The following is a 25,303-nucleotide window of genomic DNA, read 5'->3' as shown; positions in this document are numbered from 1 at the left end:
GGCGAGGGCCAGAAGGGCATGACAAAGACAGCTCAGCCATGACTATCGGCCCCGCCCGGCGGGCTCAGGCACCGGTGTGGCGGACAGGATCTTGGCCAGGATGTCGTCCGGCGTGACGTCGTCGGAGAGGGCCTCGTAGGACAGGACCAGGCGGTGGCGCATCACGTCCAGCGCCAGGTCGGAGAGGTCCTCGGGCACCACATACTCGCGGCCGCGCAGGAACGCCAGCGCCCGGCCGGCCAGGACCAGGTTGATCGACGAGCGCGGGCTGGCGCCGTACTGGAGGTAGCGGCCCAGGTCGGTCAGGCCGACGCGCGCCGGCTCGCGGCTGGCGTGGGCGAGGTTGACCGCGTACTCGATCAGCGACGGGTCGACGTACACCTGATCGGCCTGAAGCTGGAGCCCCGCCAAGGTCTCCGGGTCGATGATCCGCTGGATCGTCGCGGCGGGCGCCAGCGACCGCTCGACCACCACGAACTCCTCGGTCACGCTCGGATAGCCGACCAGCACCTTCATCATGAAGCGGTCGACCTGCGCCTCGGGCAGCGGATAGGTGCCCTCCGACTCGATCGGGTTCTCGGTGGCCATGACCAGGAACGGGTTCGGCACCTTGTGCGTCTCCCGGCCGATGGTGACCTGGCGTTCCTGCATCACCTCGAGCAGCGCGCTCTGCACCTTGGCCGGCGCGCGGTTGATCTCGTCGGCGAGCAGCAGGTTGGTGAAGACCGGGCCGAGCGACACCTGGAACTCGCCGGTCGGCTGGTGGAAGACCCGGGTGCCGAGGATGTCGGCGGGCACCAGGTCGGGGGTGAACTGCACCCGGTGGAAGTCGCCGCCGATCGCGCTCGCCAGCGACTTCACGGCCAGCGTCTTGGCCAGCCCCGGCACGCCCTCGACCAGGATGTGGCCGCGGGACAGCAGCGCCACGAGCAGCCGTTCGAGGAGGACGTCCTGCCCGACGATGGTCTTCTTGACCTCGTAGAGCACCCTCTCGACCGGGCCTGCCGACTCCTGCGATGTCATCCGCTCGTCCTTGCTATAGAGGTGGTCCACGCCCGTCTCCGTCCCCTCCCCCGCCGAGCGCCGCGCCGATGGGCACGGCGAATCCGATGCCGATGAAGGTGCCCGCGTCGGTGGGGTTCGCCAGCGACACGACGATGCCGACCACCTGCGCCCGGTCGTTGATCAGCGGACCGCCGGAGCTGCCCGGATTGACCGCCGCGTCGAACTGGATCAGCCCGCTCATCGAGCCGCCCTCGCCGCGGGCCGACCGCTCCAGGCCGGAGACCACACCGTCGGTGGTGCTGGCGGTCAGGCCGAGCGGATTGCCGATCGCCACCACGTCGTCGCCGACCCGTACGCCGCCACCGAGCGCGGCCGGGACCACGGTCTCCGGCAGCGTCTTCGGCGTCAGCGTGGCGATGTCCTGTTTCGGGTCCTCGCCGGCGATGGCCGCCGCGGATCTGCCGCCGTCGGCGTACAGCACGGTGATCGCGTCGGCGCCGGCCACCACGTGCCGGGCGGTGAGGATGGTCCCGTCGGCGTTGACGATGACGCCGGTGCCGACCGCGGACTGGTCGTTCGCCCGGCCCTCCCCCTCGGCCTCGATCCGGACCACCGAGGGCAGCAGGGTCTGGTAGACCTCGGGCGGGCCGAGCGGCGCGTCGGAGGCGGACGGTGAGGGCGCCGGCGCCGGCCGGGCGGCCTGCTCGCCGGCGCCGTCGCCGCGGAAGAGGACGACCGCGGTGATCGCCACGGCCCACACCACGATCACGCCGATCAGGACCCGGCGGCGGATCTCGGGGCGTTCCCAGGGGCGCGGGCGGCGCTCGGACGGCGGCTCACCGGCGGGCGGCGCCGGCTCACCGACGACACCCAGGTCGGTGATCACGACGCGTCCGCCGAAGCTCGCATACAACGACTGTAGGAGCGTTTCCTCGAAGTTGACCCAGAGCCTGCCCGGGTTCTGTCAGGTTGTCAGGCTTTCCTCAGGAAAGTTGACGCTTCTACCATCACCCGCTCACCCGGAGTCGAGAACGGGTGCGGCCCCGCACCCGGGCAGGGTGCGAGGCCTTTCGACGGGCGCCGGACGTCAGTCGCAGTGCGAGGAGGCGGCACCGAGGATGGCGATCGCGTTGCAGCTGATGTCCAGGTCGAGGTCGATCGGGATGCCGACCTGGGTACCGTTCAGGAAGCCGTAGTTGTCGTCGCTGTCCTGGCTGAAACCGTCGTCGTCGCCGTCGTGACCGTGACCGTTGGAGTAGCCACCGTCGTGGCCGCCGCCGTGACCGCCGGCGTAGGCGGGCGCGGTGAACGCGAACAGGGCTGCGGCGGTGACGCCGGCGACGGCCAGCGCGGACTTCAGGGCCTTCATGATGTTTCCCCTCGTGAGGCGTTCGTGCTGTCGAACCTCACGCTAATGCGGCTTTTCGCCACATATGTGTCGAATCGGGAAATTCATTTCCTGAAGGAGGCGGTCAGGGCCTCGAGCTCGAGCCAGGATCTAGCCGACCGTCAGGTCGAGGGCCCGCGTGCCGCCCTTCGGCACCGGGACCTGCTCGCCGTCCGCCCACACCCCGCCACGGCCGGAGTTCAGGACCCACCGGAGCGTGACCCGCTGGCCGCCGACCAGCGGCAGGCGGTAGGGGCCGGACCCGGTGAAGCGGACGTAGCCCAGCTCGTCGCCGGTGCTCGCGTTGGCCGCGATCAGCGTCCCGCCCTCGGGCGCGGTGATCGTGCCGGCGATCGCCGCGAACGGCTGCAGCGTGAGGTCCAGCCGGGACGTCTCGCCCGACCGCACGGCGACCGTCTCGGCCTGGTAGCGGTTGCCGGTGCCGCCGGACCACTGCCGGGGGAACTTCGCGCCGTCCGGCCCCTCGGTCGGCCGCGCCATGATCGGCCACTCGTACGGGCCGAGGTGGGTGAAGCTGTAGGTCCCGTCACCGGGGTAGGCGGCGCCGTTCCAAGAGCGGCTGAAGATCGGCCAGGCGTTGAACGTGATCGCGGACCCGGCATGCTCGCCGGACGCATCGGTGACCTGGCCGACGATCGTGCCCGGCTTGTCCATCAGCACGGTCGGCGCCTGGGTCGTCCTTCCCGGCCTGATCTTCAGCTTGACCGCCCGCCGCTGGTCGCCGGTGCCGCCCTCGGCGCCGACCCACTGGTGGCCGTACTGGTCCTCGGGCAGGAACAGCCGCTCCGGCCCGAAGACGAACAGCTGGTAGGTGCCGGCCGGGCGGGCGTACGTGGTCAGCTTGCCGTTGTTGTTCGTGCACTCCTCGTACTCGCCGTACTCGCCGCGGCCCTCCGAGGGCAGACCGCCGCTCGCCGGCTCGATCAGCACCAGGCAGGCCAGCCGCACCCCGGCGCCGGTCGCCCGGTCGAGCACGAGGGCGGACAGCCGCCCGCCGAGCGTCAGCGGCGTGGTGACCGCCACCGCGGCGCCGTCGGCGAGGGTCAGCGTGACCGGTGCCGACGGCAGGTAGTCGCTGGTCCGCACCGGCTGGACACTGATCGTCGCCTCACCCGCGGGCACGTCGCGCAAGGTGAGCGTGCTGCCCTCCGTGCACGCGCCGGCCCCGGACGGCTTCGCGGTCGCGCAGAAGCCGGTGACCGGCTCGCCGCCGGCGGCGTCGGTCGCGTCGATGGTCACGGACGCGCCGGCGAGCGAGCCGACACCCGGATCAGCGGCCGCGGCGGGTGTGCCCGGACCGGTCAACGCCAGGACCGCGGCGAGAATCATCTTCACATCGCGGGAGCTTACGTCCGATCAGGACTCTCATGGGGTCACCACCTCGGAGAAGCGGGGTTTGTAGAGGTCGGCGTCGGCGGCGATGTCGTTCAGGGTCTTGCCGTTCCAGGCGATGCTGACCAGCAGCTTGCCCGAGCTCAGCGGGTACTCGGGGTGCAGCTGCGGGGAGTACGTCTGGTAGTTGGCGCCGGCCGGGGAGCTGATCGTCGTCGTGCCGGTCGGCGCGCCCCACGGGGTCGGGCGGGACTCGATGTGGACCGTGTCGCCCCAGCCGTTCCACGGCTTGTAGGCCAGCACCCACCTGCCGTCGATCAGGCGGACGCTGGAGATCTGGGCCGACAGGATCGGCGCGGCCTGGGCGCGGTCGGTCACCCAGGCGCCGGCCGCGTCGCGGAAGCGCCAGGCGCTCGGCGTCTCCACCGAACCCGTCGGGACGCGGGCGACGTAGCTGCGGTGCGGGGCGTACTGGTCGCCGGGGGCGTTGGCGTAACCGAAGACGTAGACGTAGCCGGCGGTGACCACGCCGTCCGCGCCGTACTGGGCGGTGGCCGCCGAATTGCCGTCGATCAGGCCCGTCGACGGGGTGTCGCGCATGCCCTGGAAGGCCAGCGACCCGTCGGCGTTGAACGCGAACTCGGCCAGCTCGACGCCGCGCAACTGGAAGAAGTCGCTGGTGTTGCGTACGCGCTGGCAGAGCACGTAGAGCGAGCTTCCCACCTGGAACATGCCCTGCGTCCAGTAGCGGTCACCGTCGGACGCGTCCGGCACGGCCGCCTCCCACGTGGTCGCCCCGAAGCTGCCGTTGCGGTCGACCAGGATCGTGTTGGCGATCATCCGCCAGCCGGGCCGGTAGCCGCCGGTCGACGGGTCCTCCTCGCCGATCACGGTGTCGCCGAACGACCAGTAGGTCAGCCCGTTGCTCGCCCGGAGGCTGGTGACCTGGTCGCCGCCGCTCCACGTCCAGTCGTTCTTCGCCTCGAAGAGGCCGGTGAAGCCGTTCGCCGTGGCCGGCGGGGCGAGGAGCAGCACGAGCGACAGCAGTCCGTTGAGGATCATGACACCGACCTGGCGAAGTCGATCAGGGCCGCGCTGGTCTCCTCCGGGCGTTCCTGCTGGATCCAGTGCCCGGCGCCCTCGATCAGCGTGAACGAGGTGAGGTTGGTGATCGCGGGGGCCATCGCGGGGCGCAGGTTCGCCGGGTCGTACCAGTTGACCACCGGGTCGCGGTCGCCGCCGAGGAACATCGCCGGCGTGGTGATGAGGTGACCGGCCCAGGGCGAGGTCAGCTCCCAGTTGCGGGAGATGTTGCGGTACCAGTTCAGCGAGCCGGTGAAGCCGTGCTCGGCGAAGGCGTCGGTGTACGCGGCGATGTCGTCCTCGGACAGCCAGGCGGGCAGCGTTTCCGGCTCGGCCAGCGAACCGGTCATCCCGTTCTCGTCGCAGATCAGGTTCTGGATCTCGGGGGCGTCGCCGGAGTACCAGTAGAACATCTTCCGGAACATGGCCGCCGTGTCGCCTTCGAGCTCCCGCTCGGCGACGCCCGGTTCCTGGAAGTACAGCTGGTAGAAGTTGTCGCCGTAGGCCCCGCGTACGGCATCCAGGGGGTTGATCGGGCTCCGGGGCCCGAACGGGACGCTGAGCGAGGCGACGCCGCGGACCAGATCGGGCCGGGTCTGCGCGACACCCCAGGCGACCGGCGAGCCCCAGTCGTGGCCGGCCACCACCGCGGCCGGGCCGCCGAGCGCGTTGATCAGACCGACCGCGTCGCCGACCAGGTGGTGGATCGTGTAGTCGTCCACCGAGGGCGGCTCCTCGGTGTGCGGGTATCCGCGCTGGTCGGGCGCCACCGCGTGGAACCCGGCCGCGGCGAGCGCGGTGAGCTGGTGCCGGTACGAGTACGCGGTCTCCGGGAACCCGTGCAACAACAGCACGAGCGGCCCGCTCCCCGCCTCGGTGAGGTGGATCCGGATGCCGTTGACGTCGAGGTGCCTGCTCTGGATGTAGGTCACCACACCTTTCTATCGCCAATCATCGATGAATGGGAGGTTCGCCACAGGACCGCGATCGCGATGAGGAGGATCAGCCAGCCCTGCCACCCGCTCAGCGCCGCCAGCCACGGATTGATCCGCCGGCCGGGGTCCATGACGAGCACGTCCAGGTAGCCGAAGACGATCGTGTTGTTCACCGCGTGGGCGACCACGGCCGGCCAGATCGACCCGTGGCCCAGCCGCAGCAGGCCGAGCACCACGCCGAAGAGCACCACGTAGATCACGAACGGGAGGAACGACTGCCGGGCGTCGGCGCTCGTCGAGAACCACGGCCCGAGGTAGAACGGCAGGTGCCAGATCCCGCAGATCACACCGACGACGATCAGCGCCGGCCAGGTGCCCATCCGGTCGCGCAGCCGGGTGAGCAGGTAACCGCGCCAGCCCCACTCCTCACAGAACGCCAGCGGGAGGATCAGGACGAACCGCGCCAGCGCGGGGCCCAGCGCCGACAGGGCCGAACCGGCCGACAGCAGAGAGAGGTCGGCGGGCGGGACGCCGGTCAGCGCGTTGGCCACCAGGGCCAGGGCGCCCATCGCGACGAAGAGCCCGGCGGCGAGCAGGCACCACCGGACCAGCCGGCCGGCCGGGCGCACCGGAACCAGCGCCGTGGCCGTGCGGACGTCGGAGGGCCGCCACACCCACCGCACGGCGACCCACGTCGCGACCGCCACCGAGAGCATCGCCGCGAAGAACAGGATCCGGACACCGGTGACCTGCTCGACCACCCACAACAGCCAGGGCAGCGCGAACGCGATCCCGAGAAACACGCTGACGTCTCTGTAGCGCATGGTGCAACCCTTCCCGACCTTGCGACCGACATACAGGATGACGGACGGTGGTCGGGAGGAGCGGGATGCGGCCTGAGCTGGAACAGAAATATGTGGAGTTCGTGCGAGGCAGGTTGACGCGGCTGCATCGGACGGCCTACCTGCTGTGCGGGGACGGGCACCGGGCCGACGACATCGTGCAGGCCACGCTGACCGCGCTCTACGTGAACTGGAAGAAGGCCGTGCGGGCCGACAACATCGACGGGTACGCGCACCGGGTCCTGGTGCGGCGCTATCTCGACGACCGGCGGCTGCGCTGGTCCCGGGTGTGGCTGGGCGACGTCCCGGCCGGCGCGGCCACCGCGGCGCCGGCGGATCACCGCTACGGCGAACGCGACGAGCTGCTGGCCGCGCTGCGGACGCTGCCGAAGGGGCAGCGGGCCGTGATCGTGCTGCGCTACTTCGACGATCTGTCGGTCGAGGCCACGGCGGAAGCGCTCGGATGTTCGGAAGGCAACGTGAAGAGCCAGTGCTCGCGAGGGCTCGCCGCCCTGCGCACGGTGCTGAGCGCGGAGGAGCACGTCAGGATGGGAGGCCGGGGATGATGCTCGAGCAGGAGTTGCGGGATCGGCTCGGCGCGGTGGACGTGCCGCCGTCGAGGCTGGACGCGGAGGTCGCGGTCACCGCGGGCCGCCGGGGGGTGGCGCGGCGCCGGGCGGCGCTGGCCGGAGGCGGGGCGATGCTCGCGGTGGGCGTGCTGGTCGCGGTGCCGACGCTGGTTTTCGGGTCGGGGGGTACGGACGACGTCATGCCGGCGTCCCCCGTGACCACGGAGTGCGCGGTGACGCCGCTGGCCGGACCGCCCGGGATGACGAACGTCCGGGCCGACGCCGTGGATCCGACCGGGCGGTTCATCGTCGGGCAGAACATCAGCGAGCCGGAGCCGACGAACAAGACCACCGGCAAGATCGACGGGGTGCCGGCCGCCCAGCCGGTGATGTGGACCGACGGGCGGGTTCAGGTGCTGCCGGCGTCGAACCGGGCCGTCCGGCCCTCCGCGGTGAACGCGGACGGCACGATGGTCGCGGTCGCCGGGGACGGCAAGGAGTGGGACACCATGCTGCGCTACGAAGGCGGGGTGCCCCAGAAACTCAGCCCGCCGCCGGGCACCACGTCGTTCGGCCTGGTCCCGGAGATCAACGCGGCCGGTGACATCGTCGCCTCGTCGAACGTCGGGGTCGTGCTCTGGAAGGCGGGATCGACGACCGGGGTCAAGCTGCCGCTGCCGAAGAACGCGGAGGTCCGCCACCTCACCGACGACGGCCGGATCATCGGCGAGGTGGTGTCCAAGGACGTGCAGACCCTCACCACCTACATCTGGACCGAGGCCGGGGCCGGCACGAAGCTCACCGGCCCCAAGGGGCAGAGCTTGGCGCTCTACGCCGCGCGCGGCGACTGGGCGACCGGCAACCTGTGGCCGTCCGGCACCGTGGCCCGCTGGAACCTGCGGACCGGCGAGATCACCGACCTGAAGCTGCACACGCCGGCGAACGCGATCAACGCGAAGGGCTGGATCCTCGCCGACGACACGGTCCGGCGTGCCGACGCCACCGTCAAGCTGAAGCAGATCGCCGGCTCCAAGGAACCCGCCTTCGCCGCCGACGTGTCCGACACGGGCCTGGTCGTCGGATCCCGCCTCACCGCCAACCCGGACGGGAGCACCGGGAGCAAGGGTGCGATCACCTGGAACTGCGCCGACCGGAAGTAGGCGCGCCCACGTACTCCGCCAGGTGCCGGCCGGTCAGCGTCGACCGGTCGGCCACCAGGTCGGCGGGGGTGCCCTCGAAGACGATGCAGCCGCCGTCGTGGCCGGCGCCGGGGCCCAGGTCGATGATCCAGTCGGCGTGGGCCATCACGGCCTGGTGGTGCTCGATGACGATGACCGACTTGCCGGAGTCGACCAGGCGGTCGAGCAGGGCCAGCAGGTTCTCCACGTCGGCCAGGTGCAGGCCGGTGGTCGGCTCGTCGAGGACGTACACGCCGCCCTTCTCGCTCATGTGGGTGGCGAGCTTGAGGCGCTGGCGCTCGCCGCCGGACAGGGTGGTCAGCGGCTGGCCGAGGCTGAGGTAACCGAGGCCGACGTCCACCAGGTGGGTGAGGATCCGGTGCGCGGCGGGCGTGGCCGCGTCCCCGCCGGCGAAGAACTCCTTCGCGTCGGCGATCGACAGGGCGAGCACCTCGCCGATGTTCTTCCCGCCGAACCGGTACTCGAGAACCTCGGCCTGGAACCGCCTGCCCTCGCACTCCTCGCAGGTGGTGGCCACGCCGGCCATCATCGCCAGGTCGGTGTAGATGACGCCGGCGCCGTTGCAGGCCGGGCAGGCGCCCTCCGAGTTGGCGCTGAACAGGGCCGGCTTGACGCCGTTGGCCTTGGCGAAGGCCTTGCGGATCGGCTCCAGCATGCTGGTGTACGTGGCGGGGTTGCTGCGCCGCGAGCCGCGGATCGGCGCCTGGTCCACCGAGATCACCCCTTCCCCCGTCTTGGGCAGGCTCTGTGCCAGAGAGCCGTGGATCAGCGAGGACTTGCCGGATCCCGCCACGCCGGTGACCACGACGAGGACGCCCATCGGCACGTCCACGTCGACGTCGCGCAGGTTGTGGGTGCTCGCCCCGCGGATCTCCAGCGCGCCGTCCGGCGTACGCACCTCGGTCTTGATCCTGGCTCTGTCGTCGAGGTGGCGGCCGGTGACCGTGTCGCTCTTGCGCAGCCCGGCCACCGTGCCCTCGAAGCAGATCGTGCCCCCGGCCGTGCCCGCGCCCGGGCCGATGTCGACCACCCGGTCGGCGATCGCGATCGTCTCCGGCTTGTGCTCCACGACCAGGACCGTGTTGCCCTTGTCGCGCAGCTGCAGGAGCAGCTCGTTCATCCGCTGGATGTCGTGCGGGTGCAGGCCGATGGTGGGCTCGTCGAAGACGTACGTGACGTCGGTGAGCGACGAGCCGAGGTGCCGGATCATCTTGACCCGCTGCGCCTCGCCGCCGGACAGCGTGCCCGCGGGACGCTCCAGGCTGAGATAGCCGAGGCCGATCTCGGTGAACGAGTCGAGCGTGTGCCGCAGCTTGGCGAGCAGCGGCGCGACCGACTCGTCCTTCAGCCCGCGCACCCAGTCGGCCAGGTCGCTGATCTGCATGGCGGAGCAGTCCGCGATGCTCCTGCCGTTGATCTTCGACGACCGGGCCAGCTCACTGAGCCGGGTGCCGTGGCAGTCCGGGCAGGTCTCGAACGTGATCACCCGCTCGACGAAGGCGCGGATGTGCGGCTGCATCGCATCGACGTCCTTGGCGAGCATCGACTTCTGGATCGACGGGATGATCCCGCTGTACGTCAGGTTGATGCCGTCGACCTTGATCTTGGTCGGCTCCTTGTACAGCAGATCGTTCAGCTCACGCTTGGTGTAGCGCTTGATCGGCTTGTCCGGGTCGAAGAAGCCGCTGCCCCGGAAGATGCGCCCGAACCAGCCCTCCATGCTGTAGCCGGGGATGATCAGCGCGCCCTCGTTCAGCGACTTGCTGTCGTCGTACAGCTGGGTGAGGTCGAAGTCGGTGACCGAACCCCGGCCCTCGCAGCGCGGGCACATGCCGCCGGTGATGCTGAAGCTGCGCCGCTCCTTGGTCTGCTGGCCGCCCTTGTTGAAGGTGACCGCGCCACTGCCGGACGCCGACGCGACGTTGAACGAGAACGCCTGCGCCGAGCCGATGTGCGGCTTGCCGAGCCGGCTGAACAGGATGCGCAGCATCGCGCTGGCGTCGGTGGCGGTGCCGACCGTCGACCGCGGGTCGGAGCCCATCCGCTGCTGGTCGACCAGGATCGCGGTGGTCAGCCCGTCCAGCACGTCCACGTCCGGGCGGGCCAGCGTCGGCATGAAGCCCTGCACGAACGCGCTGTAGGTCTCGTTGATCTGCCGCTGCGAGTCGGCCGCGATCGTGCCGAACACCAGCGAACTCTTGCCCGAGCCGGACACGCCGGTGAAGACGGTCAGCCGCCGCTTCGGGATCTCGACGCTGACGTCCTTGAGGTTGTTGACCCGCGCCCCGTGAACCCGGATCAGATCATGGCTGTCCGCCGCATGCACCCTGCTCATGGCGGCAATGCTAGAGGCGCCGGGCGTCAGTTGTTTCTCGATTCCTGATCGATCACCGCCGCGAAGCGGCGGCTCCTCGGCGGGCCCTTTGCTCTGCTTACCTATGGCGAGCCGGGCGCTGAGGATCTGCCGGAGCGTGCGGCGGTGCGCAGACCGGCGTCGATCACGGACCCGAGGCGGCCCGGACGATGCGGGCGTACTCGGCGGAGCTCGCCTTCGGCGTACGCGCGAGGCTCTGCCGATCCACCTCGACCAGGCCGAGCTTGGGCCCGTACCCGAAGATCCACTCGAAGTTGTCGAGCAGGGTCCAGTGCAGGTACCCCAGCACCGGCACCCCGTCGTCGATCGCCTCGCGCAGGCCGGCCAGGGCGGGCTCCAGGAACGCCGCGCGCTGGGTGTCGTCCTCGGTGGCGATGCCGTGCTCGGTGACGAAGACCGGCACCCCGGCCTCGGCGTGCACGTACCGGATCGCGTTGCCGAGCGACGGCGGGTAGATGTCCGAGCCCAGCTGATTGAGCACGGCTCCCGACGGCGGCGGCAGCGGCCCGTCGCCGTCGTAGCGGGCGCGTTCATAGTTCTGCACGCCGATGAAGTCGTCCTCCGCGGCGGAACGCAGCCATCGTCCGTACACCTCGGATCGCTTGTGATCGCGGATGTCGGCCGAGCCCACGGCCTGGTCGTCGACGACGGCGATGCTCAGGCCGACGGGCAGGTCGGGGCGGCGGGACCTGATCGCCTCCCGGGCCGCCACGTGGGCGACGGCCTGGCCCTCCTCCATCGCGTCGAACTCCTCGGGGAGGACGACGTTGGTCAGGCGGTAGCGGTGCACCCCGGCGGCCTTGCCGGCGGCGTCCAACGTGGCCCGTTCCAGCTCGCGGATCTCGGGCGGCAGGGGGCTCCAGGAGAGCAGGCGTGGCAGGTTGGGCTCGTTCAGGGTCACGGCGTGCGAGATCGAGGCGCCGAACCGGTCCATGACCACGCCGCAGTAACGCGCGAACAGCGACGCGGACGCGGGATCCAGCCAGGCCCCGCGCGCCGCGAACCAGTGCGGGCAGGTCATGTGGTTGAAGGTCACCACCGGCGCCAGGCCGAGCTCGACGCACCGGTTCACGATGGCGGCGTAGTGGTCCAAGGCCGCGGCGGAGAACGAACCCTCGACCGGCTCGACGCGTGCCCATTCGACCGAGAAGCGGTACGCGGTCAGGCCCATCCCGGCGACGAGGTCGAGGTCGTCCCGCCACCGGTGGAATCCGTCGCAGGCCGGGCCGGACGGCTCGCGGAAGACGGTCGGCGTGACGTGCTCGGCGAACCACGTGTCGCTGTCGCTGTTGCCGCCCTCGGTCTGATGTCCGGACGTGGCGACGCCCCAGAGGAAATTCATGGATACATCGTCTCCCCGGCGCCGGTGATCCACCCGACGAGCCGGTCGTTGTCGGTGTCGGCGGTCGAGGGCCCGTGCCCGAAGGCCTCCCGGATGGCCTCCTCGACCGCCTCCGCGGGTTCGCGCGACAGCCCGATCCCGGCCGCGTCACAAACCTTCGGGCGCGGCGGCGCGGGTGGAGCGAGCGATGCGGGCGGGCGGAGGGTCAGCTCTGTGTGGAAACGCCCGGCGGCCCGGCGCTGTCCGGCGGCCCGGCGCTGTCCGGGCGCCCTGGCGCTGCTCGCGGTCTACCTCGTTCACCTGGGCACCGGGATCCGCGCCTTCTACGACTCCCGGATCGCCGGCTGCACGGGCAGCACACCTACCAGCCGGGCAGCCGGTACTGGGCGTTCCAGTGGATCGAGCTGGCCGGGTTCGTGGTGCTCTCGCTGCTCCTGGCCGGGTTCGGCCTCCTCCGGCCCCCGCGCCGGATAAACGCCGCCTTTCTCCGATCCGCCGGTGCGACGATCTGTCGCGGTGTGGGTGCAGCCCATGGCCGGCCGCCCCGGCGGCCTCGTCCCCCGGGGCCAGGCTGTTGGACCTGGTCCGCTACCGTGTGTCGCCGACAGACGGGGGCATGGTGGCGAATCGGGGAGTGCGTCTCAGCCGCCGGCTGATGCTGGCGTTGTCGGCGGCCGGGAGCGGGACGGCGCTGCTGTCGACGCCGGCCTCGGGGCGCGTCGGCGGCGACAAGGGCGGCGACGCCTGGGAGACCGGGCCGACGCTGAGCATCGTGGCGCACCCGGACGACGACCTCTACTTCCTGAACCCCAACGTGTCGCAGGCGATCAGGCGCGGCCACGCCGAGGTGGTCAGCGTGGTGGTCACCGCGGCCGAGGGTGACGGCCGCAACGTCGACACCGACGACCCGGACCGCGAGCAGACGCCGGTCGACTTCACCGGCTACTCCACCGCGCGCCACCACGGGCTGCGCCGGGCGTACGCGCGAATGGCCGGTCTGCCCACCGACAGCAGGTGGGACCGGGCCGTGGTCGCGATGCCGGACGGGCTGACCGTGGAGCACTACGTGCTGGCCGCGGCGCCCCGGGTCCAGCTCTATCTACTGAACGTGGCGCAGATCGAGAGCCGGGGCACCATGGCTCCGCTGTGGAGCGGCGAGATCGAGAGCGCGCCCACCCGGCCCTCGCTGCTGCTCCCCCGGCCGGTGCAGCGGGTCACCCGGGCCGCGCTGATCGGCTGCCTGGCCGAGCTGATCCGCCGCCACGCGCCGGCGGTCGTCCGCACCCTGGACCCGGACCCGGAGCACGACTGGGGCAAGCCCGGTCACGTCGTCTCGGACCACGCCGACCACACCGCCACGGCCCGGTTCACGATGGCCGCGGTGGAGCAGTCCCCGGGCACACCGGTCGTCGAGCACTACCGGGCGTACGCGAACCGGTTCTGGCAGTACAACCTGAGCAAGGACGTGGTGTCCGAGAAGGGCACGTACGTGGAGACGTACGCGGGCGCCGACGGGACCTGCGACGAACCCGACTGCGGCGACCGCCAGCTCGGGCCGGACCCGTTCCGCAGCACGCACATCTACAGCACCGCCGAGCGATACCGGCCCACGACCGCCTGGCTCGCCCGGGACGCCGGCGGCACGCTGGTCGCGGTCGCCGCCCTGGCCGGCCGCGCGACCGTGTGGAGTGAGGCGGGCGACGGGACGTGGGGTTCCCCCGAGCGGCTCGGCGGCGGCTGGATCGCCCCGTCGCCGGTGCTCGCGGCGGGCGCCGACGGGCGTACCCATCTGGTCTGTCTGCGCCGCACCGAGCTGGACCGCGGCAGGGTCCGGGTCGACGTCGTGCACGCGGTCCGCGAGGGTGGCGCCTTCGGCGCCTGGACGTCCCTCGACGGCCCGACCGACGACGAGGTCCTCCAGCGTGAGGTCGGTGTTCCGGCGGCCACTGTGGACGGCACGGGCCGGCTGTGGGTGGTGGTCCGCAACGGGCGGGGCTCGCTCTCGGTGCGGCACGAGACCGGGGACGGCGGCTGGACGCCCTGGGCGGCGCTCAGCGACACCCTGGTGCAGGACGTCCCGGCGGCGATGACCACCCGGGCGGGCCTGGTCGAGGTGCTCGTGCCGGGCAAGAGGCAGATCTACCGCTGGCGGCAGGAACAGCCCGGCGGGCCGCTCGTCGCCGCGCATCCGTCACGGGAGACCCCGGCGGCCAGCGGCGCCCTCACCGCGGTGGAGACCGCCGGCGGACGCGTCTGCGCCTACTTCCGGCGGCCGCGCTCGTCGAAGGTCGAGGCGTTGCGCGAGCACGAGGGCGACAAGGGCTGGCCGGGCGCGCCCGCCGACCTGGGCGGGCACGGCGGCACCGGTCCGATCGCGACGGTCGGGCGGGCGGACGCCGGCGCCCAGGACCTGGTGCTGGTGGCACGCAACGCCCGGTACACCACGTCGCTGGCGCTGCCCGGCGACAAGGACGACAAGAACCGGCCGAGGTGGCAGCGCCTGCCCGGCCCGATCGTGGGCGCTCCGGCGCTGGCCGCCGACCGGGACGGCCGGCTCGTCCTCGCGGTGCTCGGGCAGGACGGCCGGCTGCACGTGAAGCGCGCGACCGACGACGGCTTCGGGCCCTGGAGCCAGGGTCCTACGCCCGGTCGGACATGATGAACGACAGGCCGCTGTTGACCGTGCAGTACGGCTTGACGCGCACCTCCGGCCGGGGCGACTCCTCGTAGAGCTCCAGGGGTGGCTCGTCGTCGACGCGCATCGGCGGGTAGACGAACACCTTCTTGCGCTCGATGATGTCGTCCATCAGCCGGGCCACCGGCGCCGACCAGCCACCGCCGGCCGGGCGCACCTCGACGTCCCAGTCCTCGTGCCGCAGCAGGCGCAGCGCGGCCAGCTCGGCCAGAGGCACGTCCGCGGCGAAGTCACCGTCGTCATCGGAGGTTCCCGCCACCGCGAGCGTGGCCGGATGGTCGCCGCGCCGGGTGAGCACCAGTTCCGGCGCCGCGCCGCCGAACGACGACCCGATCAGCCGTCCGCGCACGGTGATGACGTCCTCGCCGTACCCGATGTCCTCAAACTCGGCGTGCCGCTCGCGCCGCCAGACGCCTACCGCCAGATGACCGTCGGCCGTCCGATAAGGGACGTTACGCGCGAAGGGCCCCGGCGAGGAACCCGAGGACAGCAGGCCCCGGACGTCGAGCAGCCCGGCGCGCAACCGGCGGGTGCGGAGGCCGGCCCGGTCGGACAGGAACAGGTCCCAGCGTCCCTCGTCGAGCAGCGTCCCGTCGGCGTCGAACTCCGCGGTCCCGTCCGACAGGGGCAGCAGGACGGTGCGCTTGTCCGCGCGAGCCCGGAAGAGCAGGTGGGAGGCGTCCGGCGCGGACACGACGATCCGGTTGCCGGTCATCGTGCAGTCCGCGACCGGCGCCGCTTCGGACGAACGCCGGAGGCCCGCGAGCAGCCGGCCGGCCTTGTCCCGCATCCGGCTCAACGGGGTGGTGCCGCCGCCGAAGAGGCTTTCGTGCATCCCGGAGACGACGAGCGGGTCGTAGCGCCGGGAGTTCTCGAGGGCCGCCCGGCCGAGCCGGACGCGCAGCGAGTCGTCGTTGATCAGCTGGAGCAGGCCGTCGGCGATCGCGTCGACGTCGCCGGTCGGAACCAGGAGCCCGTCCACGCCGTGCCGGATGATCTCGCGCGGGCCGACCGGGCAGTCCGTGCTGACCACCGGGACGCCGCAGCGCATGGCCTCCACGATGGTCATGCCGAACGACTCGTGGTCGGAGGTCACCGCCGCGATGCTGCCCTTGACCCACTCGGCCTCGAGGGGCGCGTAGCTGCCCATCATCTGCACGTGGTTGTGCAGGTCGAGGTCGGCGGCGAGCGCGCGGATCCGGCCGAACTGGTTGCCGGAGCCGTAGATGCGCAGCCGCCAGTCCGGGCGTTCCTCGACGACCCGGGCGAACGCGCGCACCAGCAGGTCGTACCGCTTGATGGAGTCCAGCCGACCGGCCGCGACGATGATCTTGCTGGCGCCGTCCGCGGGGGCGACCGCCGGGGCCGGCACGCTGTTCGGGACGGCGCTCACCGGCGGGCCGCCGGGGCCGAGGGTGTCCCGGACCGCGGTGGCGTCCGCCTCGGTGACGGTGACCACGGCGTCCAGGACGCCGTAGTGCCGCCGCATCTCGGCACGGACCGACTCCGGGATCAGCGACTGGGTCATGTGCTCCTGGGCGATCCGCACGGTGCCGGGGCGGCCCGACCGGGCGACGTACAGATTGAGCGCGGTCCGGGTGCCGATCACCACGTCGGAGCGGGACCGGGCCAGGTGGGCGGCGATCCGCTCGTCGGTGAGGCGGCTGTAGAACCGGGCGAACTCCTCCTCGATCGGGACGACGGCCGACATCTCCCGGCCGCGGCTGTCGTCCCGGTCCGCCTTGTGCGGGCGCAGGTCGACCAGCGGCACCAGGGCGACCCCGGCCGGCACGGCGAGCATCGGCTCGTCGAGCCGGCGCAGGATCGACACGATCTCGACCTTGTGGCCGCGCTGGACCAGGCCGTCCGCCAGGTTGATCACGGTGCGGTTGGTGCCGCCGACGCCGTAGACGTTGTGCACCAGGATGGAGACGCGCACGGCGGTCAGCTCTTCTCGTACGGGCTGGGCACCGGGAAGTAGGCCTCGAGGAACGGGTGCAGCACCGCGTGCTGGGCGAGCATCTCCTCCTCGGTGGAGAACGCGTCGTTGAGGCAGAACGCGTCCCAGTCCCGGCGGGCCAGCGCCCGGGCCAGCCGCTGCGCGAGGTCGCTGACGGCGAGCTGGACGTAGCCGTACTTCACGGATCCGGGCAGCGCGCGGCCGGTCTGGAAGGCGTAGTAGTGGTGCAGGTTCGACACCGGTGACAGGTCCGTCATGCTGCGGAACCGGGAAGCCATCGTCCGGGCGTACTCGTCGGGGAAGGTCTCTTCGATCTCGGTCATCACGCTGCGCCGCAACGGGTACGGGACGTGCTCGAACACCTGCGTGATGGTCGTGCCGAACCGGTCCTCGATCAGCCGCCGGTTGTTCTTGCACGCCGCGTCGACCGGGGTGTCAGCCTCGGTGATCGGGCCGATCGGCACCCGGCTCTGCGAGAAGAAGAACTTGGACAGCCCGCTGGAGAGGAAGAACGCCTGCGGGGCGAGCGGCCGCCCGATGAACATGTCGTCGTTGAAGTAGAGGAAGTGCTCGGCCAGCCCGTCGATGTGGTGCAGCTGGCTCTCGATCGCGTGCGAGTTGTAGACCGGCAGCACGCTGGGGTCGCTGAAGATCTCCTTGTGGCTGACCACCCGCACGTTGGGGTGCGTGGTGTCCAGCCAGGCCGGCACCTGATCGTCGGTGACGACGAAGACATTGCGGACCCACGGCGCGTACGCGTGCAGCGACCTCATCGAGTACCTGAGCTCGTCGCGGTTGAGGAAGCGGGCCGCGCTGGACGCCTCGGCGTGGTACGACTCGCCGGTGATCTCGGCCCGCCGCCGCTGCCACTCCGGGTCCTGGCCGTCCACCCAGGTGTAGACGACGTCGATCGGGAAGTCGATCTCGCCGGGCAGCGTGACACCCATCTCCGGCCGGGTCCGCAGGGTCGAGGCGCCGCCCCGGGGAAGCAGCCGGGTGAAGACCGAGGCGGGCACGTCCACGTTGACGCTCGCGGCGGGCAGCACCTTCGCCACCCGGTTCGGGCGGGGCGCCACCAGGCGGTCGTCCTCGGTGCGCTTCCAGAACTCGACGTCACAGCCGTACTCGGGGCCGAGCACCAGGTGGTGGGTCGGGTCGGCGCGGAACCAGACCATCCGCAGCACGGTGGCCTCGGCCAGCTTGCGCCAGGTGCTGCCGGCCTTCGCCGGGTGGAGCTGGTCGCGGACCGCGGGGCGGGGCAGCACGGACGTCACGTAGTCGGTCCGGGGAAGTGCCGCCAGCACGGCCGCACGGTCCTCGTCCAGGACTCCCACCACGGGCGTACGGTCGTCCATCCCGCGGACGACGAAGTGGTCGACCCCGGCCGCGGTGAGCGCGTCGGTGACCGCGGCCAGGTTCAGTGCCCGAGCCTCGACCGGCGTGAGGTGCGGGTGCTCGTGCACCTGGCGCGGGTGCAGGTTGATGACGATCTCAGGCACGGATGGCTCCTGGTGCGGGGGTCCGCCGGGACTGCTCGGGAATGGTCAGGCCGGTCACGGTGGCGCCGATGCCGCGCCGTTGCGCGATCTCGCTGGCGCTCAGCCCGGCCAGCCGCTCGGTGTCCACGTCGGACAGTTCGAACGGGGCCCGGAACGGGAAGTACCGCGGCAGGAAGTCGGCCAGCATCGCCGCCTGCTCGGCCAGGGCCACCTCGGCCGACTCGGTGTCGTTCAGGCAGAACACGTCGCAGTGCCGGCGGGCCAGCAGGAACGCCAGCTGCACCGGGGTGGACGGGTGCGCCAGGTCGGCGTAGGTGTACTTGATCGTCCCCGGCACCGCCCGCCGAGTGTGGTACGCCCAGTAGTGCTGCAGCGACGACGGGATGGACAGGTCGCCCGGGTGGCGGAACTGGTGCGCCGCGGTCTGCAGCACCTCGTCCGGCAGCTTGTCCTCGATCTCCTGGAGAACGCTCTTCTGCAGCGCGTACGGGACGTGCTGCATCTTCTGCGTGATGGTGCGCCGGAACCGCTCCTCGATGTGCGACCGGTTGTTCTTGCCGGCCGCGGTGACCGGGGCGTCGTAGACCGTCGGCGGCCCCGCAGCGAGCTGGGCGCTGGACGGGAAGAACTTGGCGATCCCGTTGCCGTGGAAGAACTTCGACGCGCGCAGCGGCCGGCCGAGGAACATGTCGTCGTTGAAGTAGATGAAGTGCTCGGCCAGCCCGTTGATGTGGTGCAGCCGGGACTCGATGGCGTGGCTGTTGAAGGTGGGCAGCTTGCCGGTCGCCCCGAACAGCTCGCGGTGGCTGACCACGGTGACCATGCCGTGCGACTCGTCCAGCCACGGCGGCAGCTGGTCGTCGGTGACCAGGAAGATCCGCCGCACCCACGGCGCGAACGACACGATCGATCGCAACGAGTAGCGCAGCTCGTCGCGGCTGGTGAAGCGGGACGAGTTGGCGGCGATCTCGTTGATCTGCGCGCGCCCGATCTGGGCCAGCGCCGCGTTCTTGCGGTGCATCCAGTCCGGGTCGCTGCCGTCGACCCAGGTGTAGACGACGTCGATCGGGAAGGTCACGGAGTCCGACGGCGTCCCGGCGTACTCGGGACGAGACCGGTAGGTGGTGGTGCCCGAGCCGTGCGGCAGCAACGGCAGCAGGGTGCTCGCGTCGGCCCGCACGGACTCGGCGACGGCCGGCAGCTCGGACGCGACGGCGTTGCGGCGCGGCGTCACGATCATGTCCGGTGCGCCGCCGACGCCCTTGATCCGGCGCCAGAACTCGATCTCGCAGGCCACGCCGGCGCCGAGCACGGTCGTCGCGTGCGGGTCGGTGACCGGGAAGTAGACCCGGACCGCGCGTTTGCCGCCCCGGCGGACGCGGAACTCCGTCTCGGTGAGATCGCCCTGCTCCACGGTGGCCCCACGCAGCTCGGGGGCACTGTGCAGCAGCGCGATGGTGCGATCACGGTCGGCCGCCGCGACCCCGACGGCGCTGCGCAGCTCGTCGGCGTGCCGGAAGCAGAAGTAGTCGATGCCCGCCGTCTCCAGCGCGGCGACCACCGCGTTCAGGTTGCGCAGCAGGGCCGAAGCCGGCGACGCGTTGTCCGAGACAGTGGCGTGCACCGTGGTCCCGGCGTCGCGTGCGGGCACCACCGAGCCGATGGGCGCGGAGGTGCGCCGTCCGCCCAGGCGGGTCAGCCTGCGGACCAGCCACAGTCGCCGGTGCGGCGGCAGTAGATTGACCAGACGAAGCCGATAGTTCCGCGGCAGCGCCCGGTAAAGCCGATGCGCGATCATTCGTTCTCCCCGTTTGCGCCCATCCGTGTCATATCGACGGATGGCTACGCGTGAGTACCGTACGAGGGAGGGGCAAGCGAGCCAAACTCGCGATACCCCATTCACCCGAACATCAGGTGAATGAATGGCCAACCGGTCTGACTTCCCTAGTCCGTTCGGACGAATCGCGCGCAACGGTGCAACAGTTTCGTGCCAGCCCGGTGACAGCGCCGTGTGCGGTCCGTGCCAGCGGCGCCCGCCACTCTCGGGGGCATGACTGATCTCGTGGTACGGGCGGAAGGACTCCGCAAGCGGTTCGGCAAGACCCAGGCGCTCGACGGCGTGGACCTGACGATGCGCCGCGGCACCGTGCTCGCCGTGCTGGGTCCGAACGGCGCCGGGAAGACCACCGCCGTCCGGGTGCTCGCCACCCTGCTGCGCCCGGACGCCGGCAGCGCGTTCGTGGCCGGCATCGACGTATTGAAGGAACCTCAACGGGTACGCCGGCGAATCGGGCTCACCGGCCAGTACGCCTCGGTCGACGAGGACCTGACCGGCACCCAGAACCTGGTGCTCATCGGCCAGCTGCTCGACCTGCGGACCTCCGACGCCAGGCGCCGCGCCGCCGAGCTGCTCGAGTGGTTCGACCTCGCCGAGGCCGCCGGGCGGATGGCCAAGACCTACTCCGGCGGGATGCGCCGCCGCCTCGACCTGGCCGCGAGCCTGGTCGGCCACCCCGAGGTGATCTTCCTCGACGAGCCGACCACCGGCCTCGACCCGGCCAAGCGCGAGGACATGTGGGGCGTCGTCCGCAACCAGGTCACCCAGGGCGCCAGCGTCCTGCTCACCACGCAGTACCTGGAGGAGGCCGACGCGCTGGCCGACGAGATCGTGGTGATCGACAAGGGCCGGGTGATCGCGCACGACTCCCCCGACGGGCTCAAGCGCCGGGTCGGCGGCCTGACGCTGCGGGTACGCCCGGCCGAGGAGTCCCGGGTGCCCGACGTGCTCCGGATCCTCGACGCCGTGGCCGCCCCCGGCACCTCCTCCTCGCCCGACACCGCCGCCGGCGCCCGCCCCGGCGCGGTCTCCGTCCCGGTCACCGGCGACACCGCCCTCGACATCGCGGTGCCGGCCCTGCGCCGGGCCGGCATCGAGGTCACCGACCTGGCCCTGCACCTGCCCAGCCTGGACGAGGTCTTCCACTCCCTGACCGAAGGCGTCCCCGCCAAGGAGCTCGTATGACCACCCTCGACGCGACCCTCGACCACCCCCGTGGCGGGTCCGCGGCCGCGCTCCTGCGGCACGCCACGGCCCTCGCGCGCCGCAGCCTGATCAAGACCGCCCGCACCCCCGAGGCGCTGCTCGACGTGACCCTGCAGCCGGTGATCTTCCTGCTGCTGTTCACCTACCTGTTCGGCGGCGCCATCTCCGGCGGCGACCGGGCCGGCTACCTGCAGTTCCTGCTGCCCGGCATGCTCGCCCAGTCGCTGGCGATGGGCGGCATCGCGCTCGGCCAGAACCTCAACGCCGACATCGAGAAGGGCGTCTTCGACCGCTTCCGGTCCCTGCCGGTGGCCCGCTCGGCGCCGCTGGTCGGCGCGGTCGCCGCCGACATCGTCCGCTACCTGACCGTGTGCGTGGTCATGCTGGGCTTCGGCATGCTGATCGGCTTCCGGGTGCAGACCGGGTTCGTCCCGGCGCTGGCCGCGGTCGGCCTGTCCGTCGCCTTCGGCCTCTGCTTCTGCTGGATCTCGGTGTGGGTCGGCATGCTGGTCCGCACCCCCGGCGCCGTGCAGGGCCTGATGTTCCTGCTGGTCTTCCCGCTGTCGTTCGGCAGCAACGTGTTCGTGCAGACCAGCACGCTGCCCGGCTGGCTGCAGTGGTTCGTGCACGTCAACCCGATCACGCCGCTGGTCAGCACGATCCGCGGCCTGCTCATCGGCGGCCCGGTGGCGAGCCACCTGGTGGTCACGCTGGCGTGGATGGCCGGTCTGCTGCTGGTGTTCGTGCCGCTGGCTCTGCGGGGTTACGCCCGCCGGGCATGAGGGCCTGACGCAGCCGCGCCGGATCGACCTGGGTCGAGGCCGTCTTCCCGTCCAGCTCCCACCCCTGGGAGTACGCGGCGGCGAAGGCGGCCTCACCCAGGGCCGCCCGGCAGCGGCCGCTCAGCTCACGGATCTCCGGGTCGCTGCGGTCGTGGGCGCCCCGCAGCCGGGCCGCCGACCCGAGCAGGAGCGCCGCCTCCCGGTGCTGCCCGTAGAGCTCGGCCAGGTGGGCCGCGGTCACCGCCACCATCGACAGGATCGGCATGTCCCGGCTCTCCACCGCCGCCGCGTACGCGATGGCCAGAGCCTTCTCGGCGCCCGGCCCGTCGCCCCGCCGCACGCACAGCCACGCCCGCACCGAGCCGGTCAGCGCCCGGCCGTGATCGCCGCCGAACTCGAACATCGCCGCCATCGCCGCCTCGGCCCGCTCGACCAGTTCCGTCGCCCGGTCCAGGTCGCCGACCCGCGCCCGGATCCCGGCCTCCAGCGCGTCGATCAGGACGGTCAGTTCCGGCGTGGAGCTCCGCAGCGCCCGGTCCTGCGCCGACTCCAGGACCGCCAGCGCCGCCTCGGTGTCACCGCGGCGCATGTTCAGGTCGACCCAGCGCAGGTCGATGAAGATCTCGTCGTTGATGCTCAGCGATCCGAACTCGGAGGCCAGCAGCTTGGCCTGGCTCAGGTCGGCGAAGGCGCCGTCCAGGTCGCCGTCGTACTGGCGCAGCATCGCGCGCATCGGCAACGCCGTGGCCAGGCCCCAGCGGTCGCCGGCCGCCCCGAAGCACGCCAGCGCTTCGGCCACGTTGACGCGGACCTGGTCGGTGTCGCCCCGGTTCTCGGCCTGCTGGCACCGGAACAGCCGGGCGAGCCCGGCCATCCACGGGTCCGGCCCGTCGATCAGGCGCTGGAGGATGGCCTCCCCCGACTCGTCGTCGTCGAGGAAGAAGTAGGTCACCGCGGCCAGCGGCGCGGCCATGCCCGGCAACGACGCATACCCGGCCAGCCGGCCGGCGAGCGCGCGCAGCCGGGTCTCGTGCTCCTTGATCGCCTCGATGGTCGACCCGGCCCGGCCGGCGATGATGTTGAGCTGCCGCAACGCCTCGGCGATGGTCCGATCGAGGCCCTCCCGGCGGGCCGGCACGGCGAGGGCCTCGCCCAGCCAGTAGACCGCGTCCTGGTGCCGGCCGAACATCTGCCAGTACCAGGACAGGTTCAGGGCCAGCTTGACCGCGCCCGGGTCGCCGGTGTCGCAGAGGTGGCGCAGGGCGGCGAGCGCGTTGTCGTACTCGGCGCGCAGCACCCGCATCGCGGTGAGCTGGCCGGCGCCGCGCAGCTGCGGGTCGTACCGGGCCACCAGCCGGGACAGGTGGCCGGCCGCGAGGCTCCGCGCCTCCCCGAGCGTGTCCCGCTCGGCGAGCCGTTCGACGCCGTACTCGCGCAGGGTCTCCAGCATCCGGTACCGCCCCTGGCCGGGCGCGAGCTGCAGCAGCGACCGGTCGACCAGGGCGGCGAGCAGGTCGGGGACGTCGGCCGCGGGCACGCCGGTGCCGGCGCAGACCGCGACGGCCGAGTCGGGCGTGACGCCGCCGGGCAGGACCGAGACCCGTTCGGCCACCGTACGCTCGTCGGCGCCCAGCAGATCCCAGCTCCAGGCGATCACCGCGCGCAGCGTGCGATGCCGGGGGTAGGCCGTCCGGTTGCCGGTGCCGAGCAGCCGGAACCGGTCGGACAGCCCGGCCGCCAGATCGGGCAGTGACAGCGTGCGCAGCCGGGCCGCCGCCAGCTCGAGGGCCAGCGGCATGCCGTCCAGCCCGCGCACCACCTTCGCGATGTCGCCGACGCTCGCCTCGTCCACCTCGAAACCGGGGCGCACCGCCGCCGCCCGCTCGACGAACAGCCGCACCGACGAGGTGCGCCGGGCCCGGACCACGTCGTCGTCCGGCTCCGGCACGGTGAGCGGGCCGAGCGGCACCAGCGCCTCGCCGCCGACCGCGAGCGCCTCCCGGCTGGTCGCCAGCACCCGCACGCCCGCGCAGCGCGGCAGCAACGCCGCGATCAGGTGCGCCACGGCGTCGATCAGGTGTTCGCAGTTGTCCACCACCAGCAGGCACTCCCGGCCGCCCAGCTGCTCGGCGAGCACGCCCAGCTCGTCGCCCTCGGCGCGCATCCGGCCGGCCACCTCGAACAGCGCCGCGCCACGCAACCCGATCGCGGCCAGCATCGCGGCGCCCACCTTCGCCGGTTCGGTCACCGAGGTCAGATCGACCAGCCAGGTGCCGTCCCGGTACTCGTGCCGGCGCCGGCGGGCCGCCTCCACCGCGAGCCGGGTCTTGCCCGCCCCGCCCGGGCCGACCACGGTCACCAGGCGTCCCGCGGCGAGCAGGGCGTCGATCCGGGCGACGTCGTCGTCGCGGCCGACGAAGCTGGTCAGCGGCGCGGGCAGGTTGCTCGGCGCCGGCTCCGCGGTTGCCACGACCGATGATCCGGTACGCAGCAGGCGCAGGTGCCGTTCCCGCAGCGCGGCGCCCGGGTCGGCGCCGAGACGGTCGGCCAGTTCCTCGCGTACGCGCTCATAAAGGTCCAGAGCCTCTGCCTGTCGCCCTTGGGCGGCCAGCGCGTCCATCCTGAGCGCGGCGACCCGCTCGTGCGCGGGCTGCGCCGCGAGCAGGGTGTCCAGGCGCTCGGCGGCATCCTCCGCGCGGCCCAGCTTGAGCTCGGCCTCGGCCAGATCGGCGCCGGCCTCGACCGCCAGATGCCGCAGCCGGGCGGCCGTCCCCGGCGCCACCGCGAGGATCGCGTCCGGTTCGCCCCAGAGCTCCGCGGCCTCCCCGAGCAGCGCCGCCGCGCCCAGCGGATCACCGGCTCGCAGCCGGTCCCGGCCGTCCGCGGCCAGCCGTTCGAAACGCAGCGCGTCCACGTCGCCCGCGTCGACGGCGAGCCGGTAGCCGCCGTCCACCTGGGCGACCGAGCCCGCGTCGCCGAGCATCCGGCGCAGGCGGGACACGAGGGACTGGAGAGCGTTCGCCGGGTCGGCCGGGCCCTCCTGCGGCCAGAGCACCTCGACCAGTGTGCCGGGGGCGACCGCCCGGCCGCCGGCCAGCGCGAGCCGGACGAGCAGCCCCCGCGCCCGGGCGCCGGGAACGGGCGCGACGGCCTCGCCACGGCGCACCTCAAAGGCGCCGAGCAGCCTGACCCGCAGCCGCACCGCCGAGTCCCCCACGGGTCCGATCATCCCGCG

18 protein-coding genes are annotated in these 25,303 nt (G+C 72.0%); 5 read left to right on the top strand and 13 right to left on the bottom strand.

Annotated elements, in window-relative coordinates; genetic code table 11:
• Positions 1–42: 42 nt before the first annotated feature.
• From QSK31_RS08615 to QSK31_RS08585, 7 genes are all read right to left on the bottom strand, one after another.
• On the bottom strand, positions 43–1,023 hold the full coding sequence (locus QSK31_RS08615; protein WP_285682696.1) for an AAA family ATPase: 981 nt from the start codon (positions 1,021–1,023) through the stop codon (positions 43–45).
• 13 nt (positions 1,024–1,036) lie between these two features.
• Positions 1,037–1,891, bottom strand: coding sequence for a S1C family serine protease (locus QSK31_RS08610; RefSeq protein ID WP_285682599.1), 855 nt, complete (start codon positions 1,889–1,891; stop codon positions 1,037–1,039).
• A gap of 201 nt (positions 1,892–2,092) precedes the next feature.
• Complete coding sequence (locus QSK31_RS08605; RefSeq protein ID WP_285682597.1) at positions 2,093–2,374, bottom strand: hypothetical protein; 282 nt, start codon at positions 2,372–2,374, stop codon at positions 2,093–2,095.
• A 129-nt stretch (positions 2,375–2,503) separates the two neighbouring features.
• Positions 2,504–3,748, bottom strand: a complete 1,245-nt coding sequence (locus QSK31_RS08600) for a hypothetical protein (RefSeq protein WP_285682596.1) — start codon at positions 3,746–3,748, stop codon at positions 2,504–2,506.
• 30 nt (positions 3,749–3,778) lie between these two features.
• On the bottom strand, positions 3,779–4,807 hold the full coding sequence (locus QSK31_RS08595; RefSeq protein ID WP_285682595.1) for a DUF5005 domain-containing protein: 1,029 nt from the start codon (positions 4,805–4,807) through the stop codon (positions 3,779–3,781).
• Positions 4,804–5,760 (bottom strand): alpha/beta fold hydrolase, encoded by a 957-nt coding sequence (locus QSK31_RS08590; protein ID WP_285682593.1) that lies wholly within the window; start codon positions 5,758–5,760, stop codon positions 4,804–4,806. The genes QSK31_RS08595 and QSK31_RS08590 overlap by 4 nt, the downstream gene beginning before the upstream one ends.
• Positions 5,757–6,587, bottom strand: a complete 831-nt coding sequence (locus tag QSK31_RS08585; RefSeq protein WP_285682592.1) for a type II CAAX endopeptidase family protein — start codon at positions 6,585–6,587, stop codon at positions 5,757–5,759. Before QSK31_RS08585 ends, QSK31_RS08590 begins: the two co-directional genes overlap by 4 nt.
• Before the next feature lie 65 nt (positions 6,588–6,652).
• On the opposite strand from QSK31_RS08585, the gene QSK31_RS08580 reads away from it, so the two are divergent.
• Together QSK31_RS08580 and QSK31_RS08575 are read left to right on the top strand one after the other, a co-directional pair.
• Positions 6,653–7,171: a SigE family RNA polymerase sigma factor gene (locus QSK31_RS08580; RefSeq protein WP_285682590.1), complete on the top strand. Its 519-nt coding sequence runs from the start codon at positions 6,653–6,655 to the stop codon at positions 7,169–7,171.
• Complete coding sequence (locus QSK31_RS08575) at positions 7,168–8,334, top strand: hypothetical protein (RefSeq protein ID WP_285682589.1); 1,167 nt, start codon at positions 7,168–7,170, stop codon at positions 8,332–8,334. The genes QSK31_RS08580 and QSK31_RS08575 overlap by 4 nt, the downstream gene beginning before the upstream one ends.
• Here QSK31_RS08575 and QSK31_RS08570 read toward each other — a convergent pair.
• Together QSK31_RS08570 and QSK31_RS08565 are read right to left on the bottom strand one after the other, a co-directional pair.
• A complete protein-coding gene (locus QSK31_RS08570; RefSeq protein ID WP_285682588.1) occupies positions 8,306–10,708 on the bottom strand; it encodes an ATP-binding cassette domain-containing protein in 2,403 nt (800 codons plus the stop codon). The two genes, QSK31_RS08575 and QSK31_RS08570, sit on opposite strands and share 29 nt — an antisense overlap.
• 163 nt (positions 10,709–10,871) lie before the next feature.
• The gene (locus QSK31_RS08565; RefSeq protein WP_285682587.1) at positions 10,872–12,089 is read right to left on the bottom strand and encodes a glycoside hydrolase family 1 protein; all 1,218 of its coding nucleotides are present in this window, start codon (positions 12,087–12,089) and stop codon (positions 10,872–10,874) included.
• Between the two features lie 634 nt (positions 12,090–12,723).
• Between QSK31_RS08565 and QSK31_RS08560 the strand changes: the two genes are divergently transcribed.
• Positions 12,724–14,748: a PIG-L family deacetylase gene (locus tag QSK31_RS08560; RefSeq protein WP_285682585.1), complete on the top strand. Its 2,025-nt coding sequence runs from the start codon at positions 12,724–12,726 to the stop codon at positions 14,746–14,748.
• Here QSK31_RS08560 and QSK31_RS08555 read toward each other — a convergent pair.
• Genes QSK31_RS08555 through QSK31_RS08545 form a run of 3 tightly spaced genes read right to left on the bottom strand, consistent with a single transcriptional unit; the run spans position 14,729 to position 20,041 of the window.
• Positions 14,729–16,723 carry a glycosyltransferase family 4 protein gene (locus QSK31_RS08555; protein ID WP_285682583.1) on the bottom strand — a complete coding sequence of 665 codons (1,995 nt, stop codon included), beginning with the start codon at positions 16,721–16,723 and terminating at the stop codon, positions 14,729–14,731. The two genes, QSK31_RS08560 and QSK31_RS08555, sit on opposite strands and share 20 nt — an antisense overlap.
• A gap of 5 nt (positions 16,724–16,728) precedes the next feature.
• Positions 16,729–18,243 carry a stealth family protein gene (locus QSK31_RS08550; RefSeq protein WP_285682582.1) on the bottom strand — a complete coding sequence of 505 codons (1,515 nt, stop codon included), beginning with the start codon at positions 18,241–18,243 and terminating at the stop codon, positions 16,729–16,731.
• On the bottom strand, positions 18,236–20,041 hold the full coding sequence (locus tag QSK31_RS08545) for a stealth family protein (RefSeq protein WP_285682580.1): 1,806 nt from the start codon (positions 20,039–20,041) through the stop codon (positions 18,236–18,238). Before QSK31_RS08545 ends, QSK31_RS08550 begins: the two co-directional genes overlap by 8 nt.
• A gap of 252 nt (positions 20,042–20,293) precedes the next feature.
• Between QSK31_RS08545 and QSK31_RS08540 the strand changes: the two genes are divergently transcribed.
• Together QSK31_RS08540 and QSK31_RS08535 are read left to right on the top strand one after the other, a co-directional pair.
• Complete coding sequence (locus QSK31_RS08540; protein WP_285682578.1) at positions 20,294–21,265, top strand: ATP-binding cassette domain-containing protein; 972 nt, start codon at positions 20,294–20,296, stop codon at positions 21,263–21,265.
• Entirely contained in the window at positions 21,262–22,068 is an 807-nt protein-coding gene (locus QSK31_RS08535) for an ABC transporter permease (protein ID WP_285682577.1), read from the top strand. The genes QSK31_RS08540 and QSK31_RS08535 overlap by 4 nt, the downstream gene beginning before the upstream one ends.
• Here QSK31_RS08535 and QSK31_RS08530 read toward each other — a convergent pair.
• The gene (locus QSK31_RS08530; protein WP_285682576.1) at positions 21,992–25,285 is read right to left on the bottom strand and encodes an ATP-binding protein; all 3,294 of its coding nucleotides are present in this window, start codon (positions 25,283–25,285) and stop codon (positions 21,992–21,994) included. The genes QSK31_RS08535 and QSK31_RS08530 overlap by 77 nt on opposite strands.
• Positions 25,286–25,303: the final 18 nt, after the last annotated feature.

The sequence above is a fragment of the Actinoplanes sp. NBRC 103695 genome, assembly GCF_030269485.1.
Classification (GTDB): domain Bacteria; phylum Actinomycetota; class Actinomycetes; order Mycobacteriales; family Micromonosporaceae; genus Actinoplanes.
Note: the sequence above shows the minus strand (reverse complement) of the source record. Positions and strands in the feature narration are given on the sequence as shown.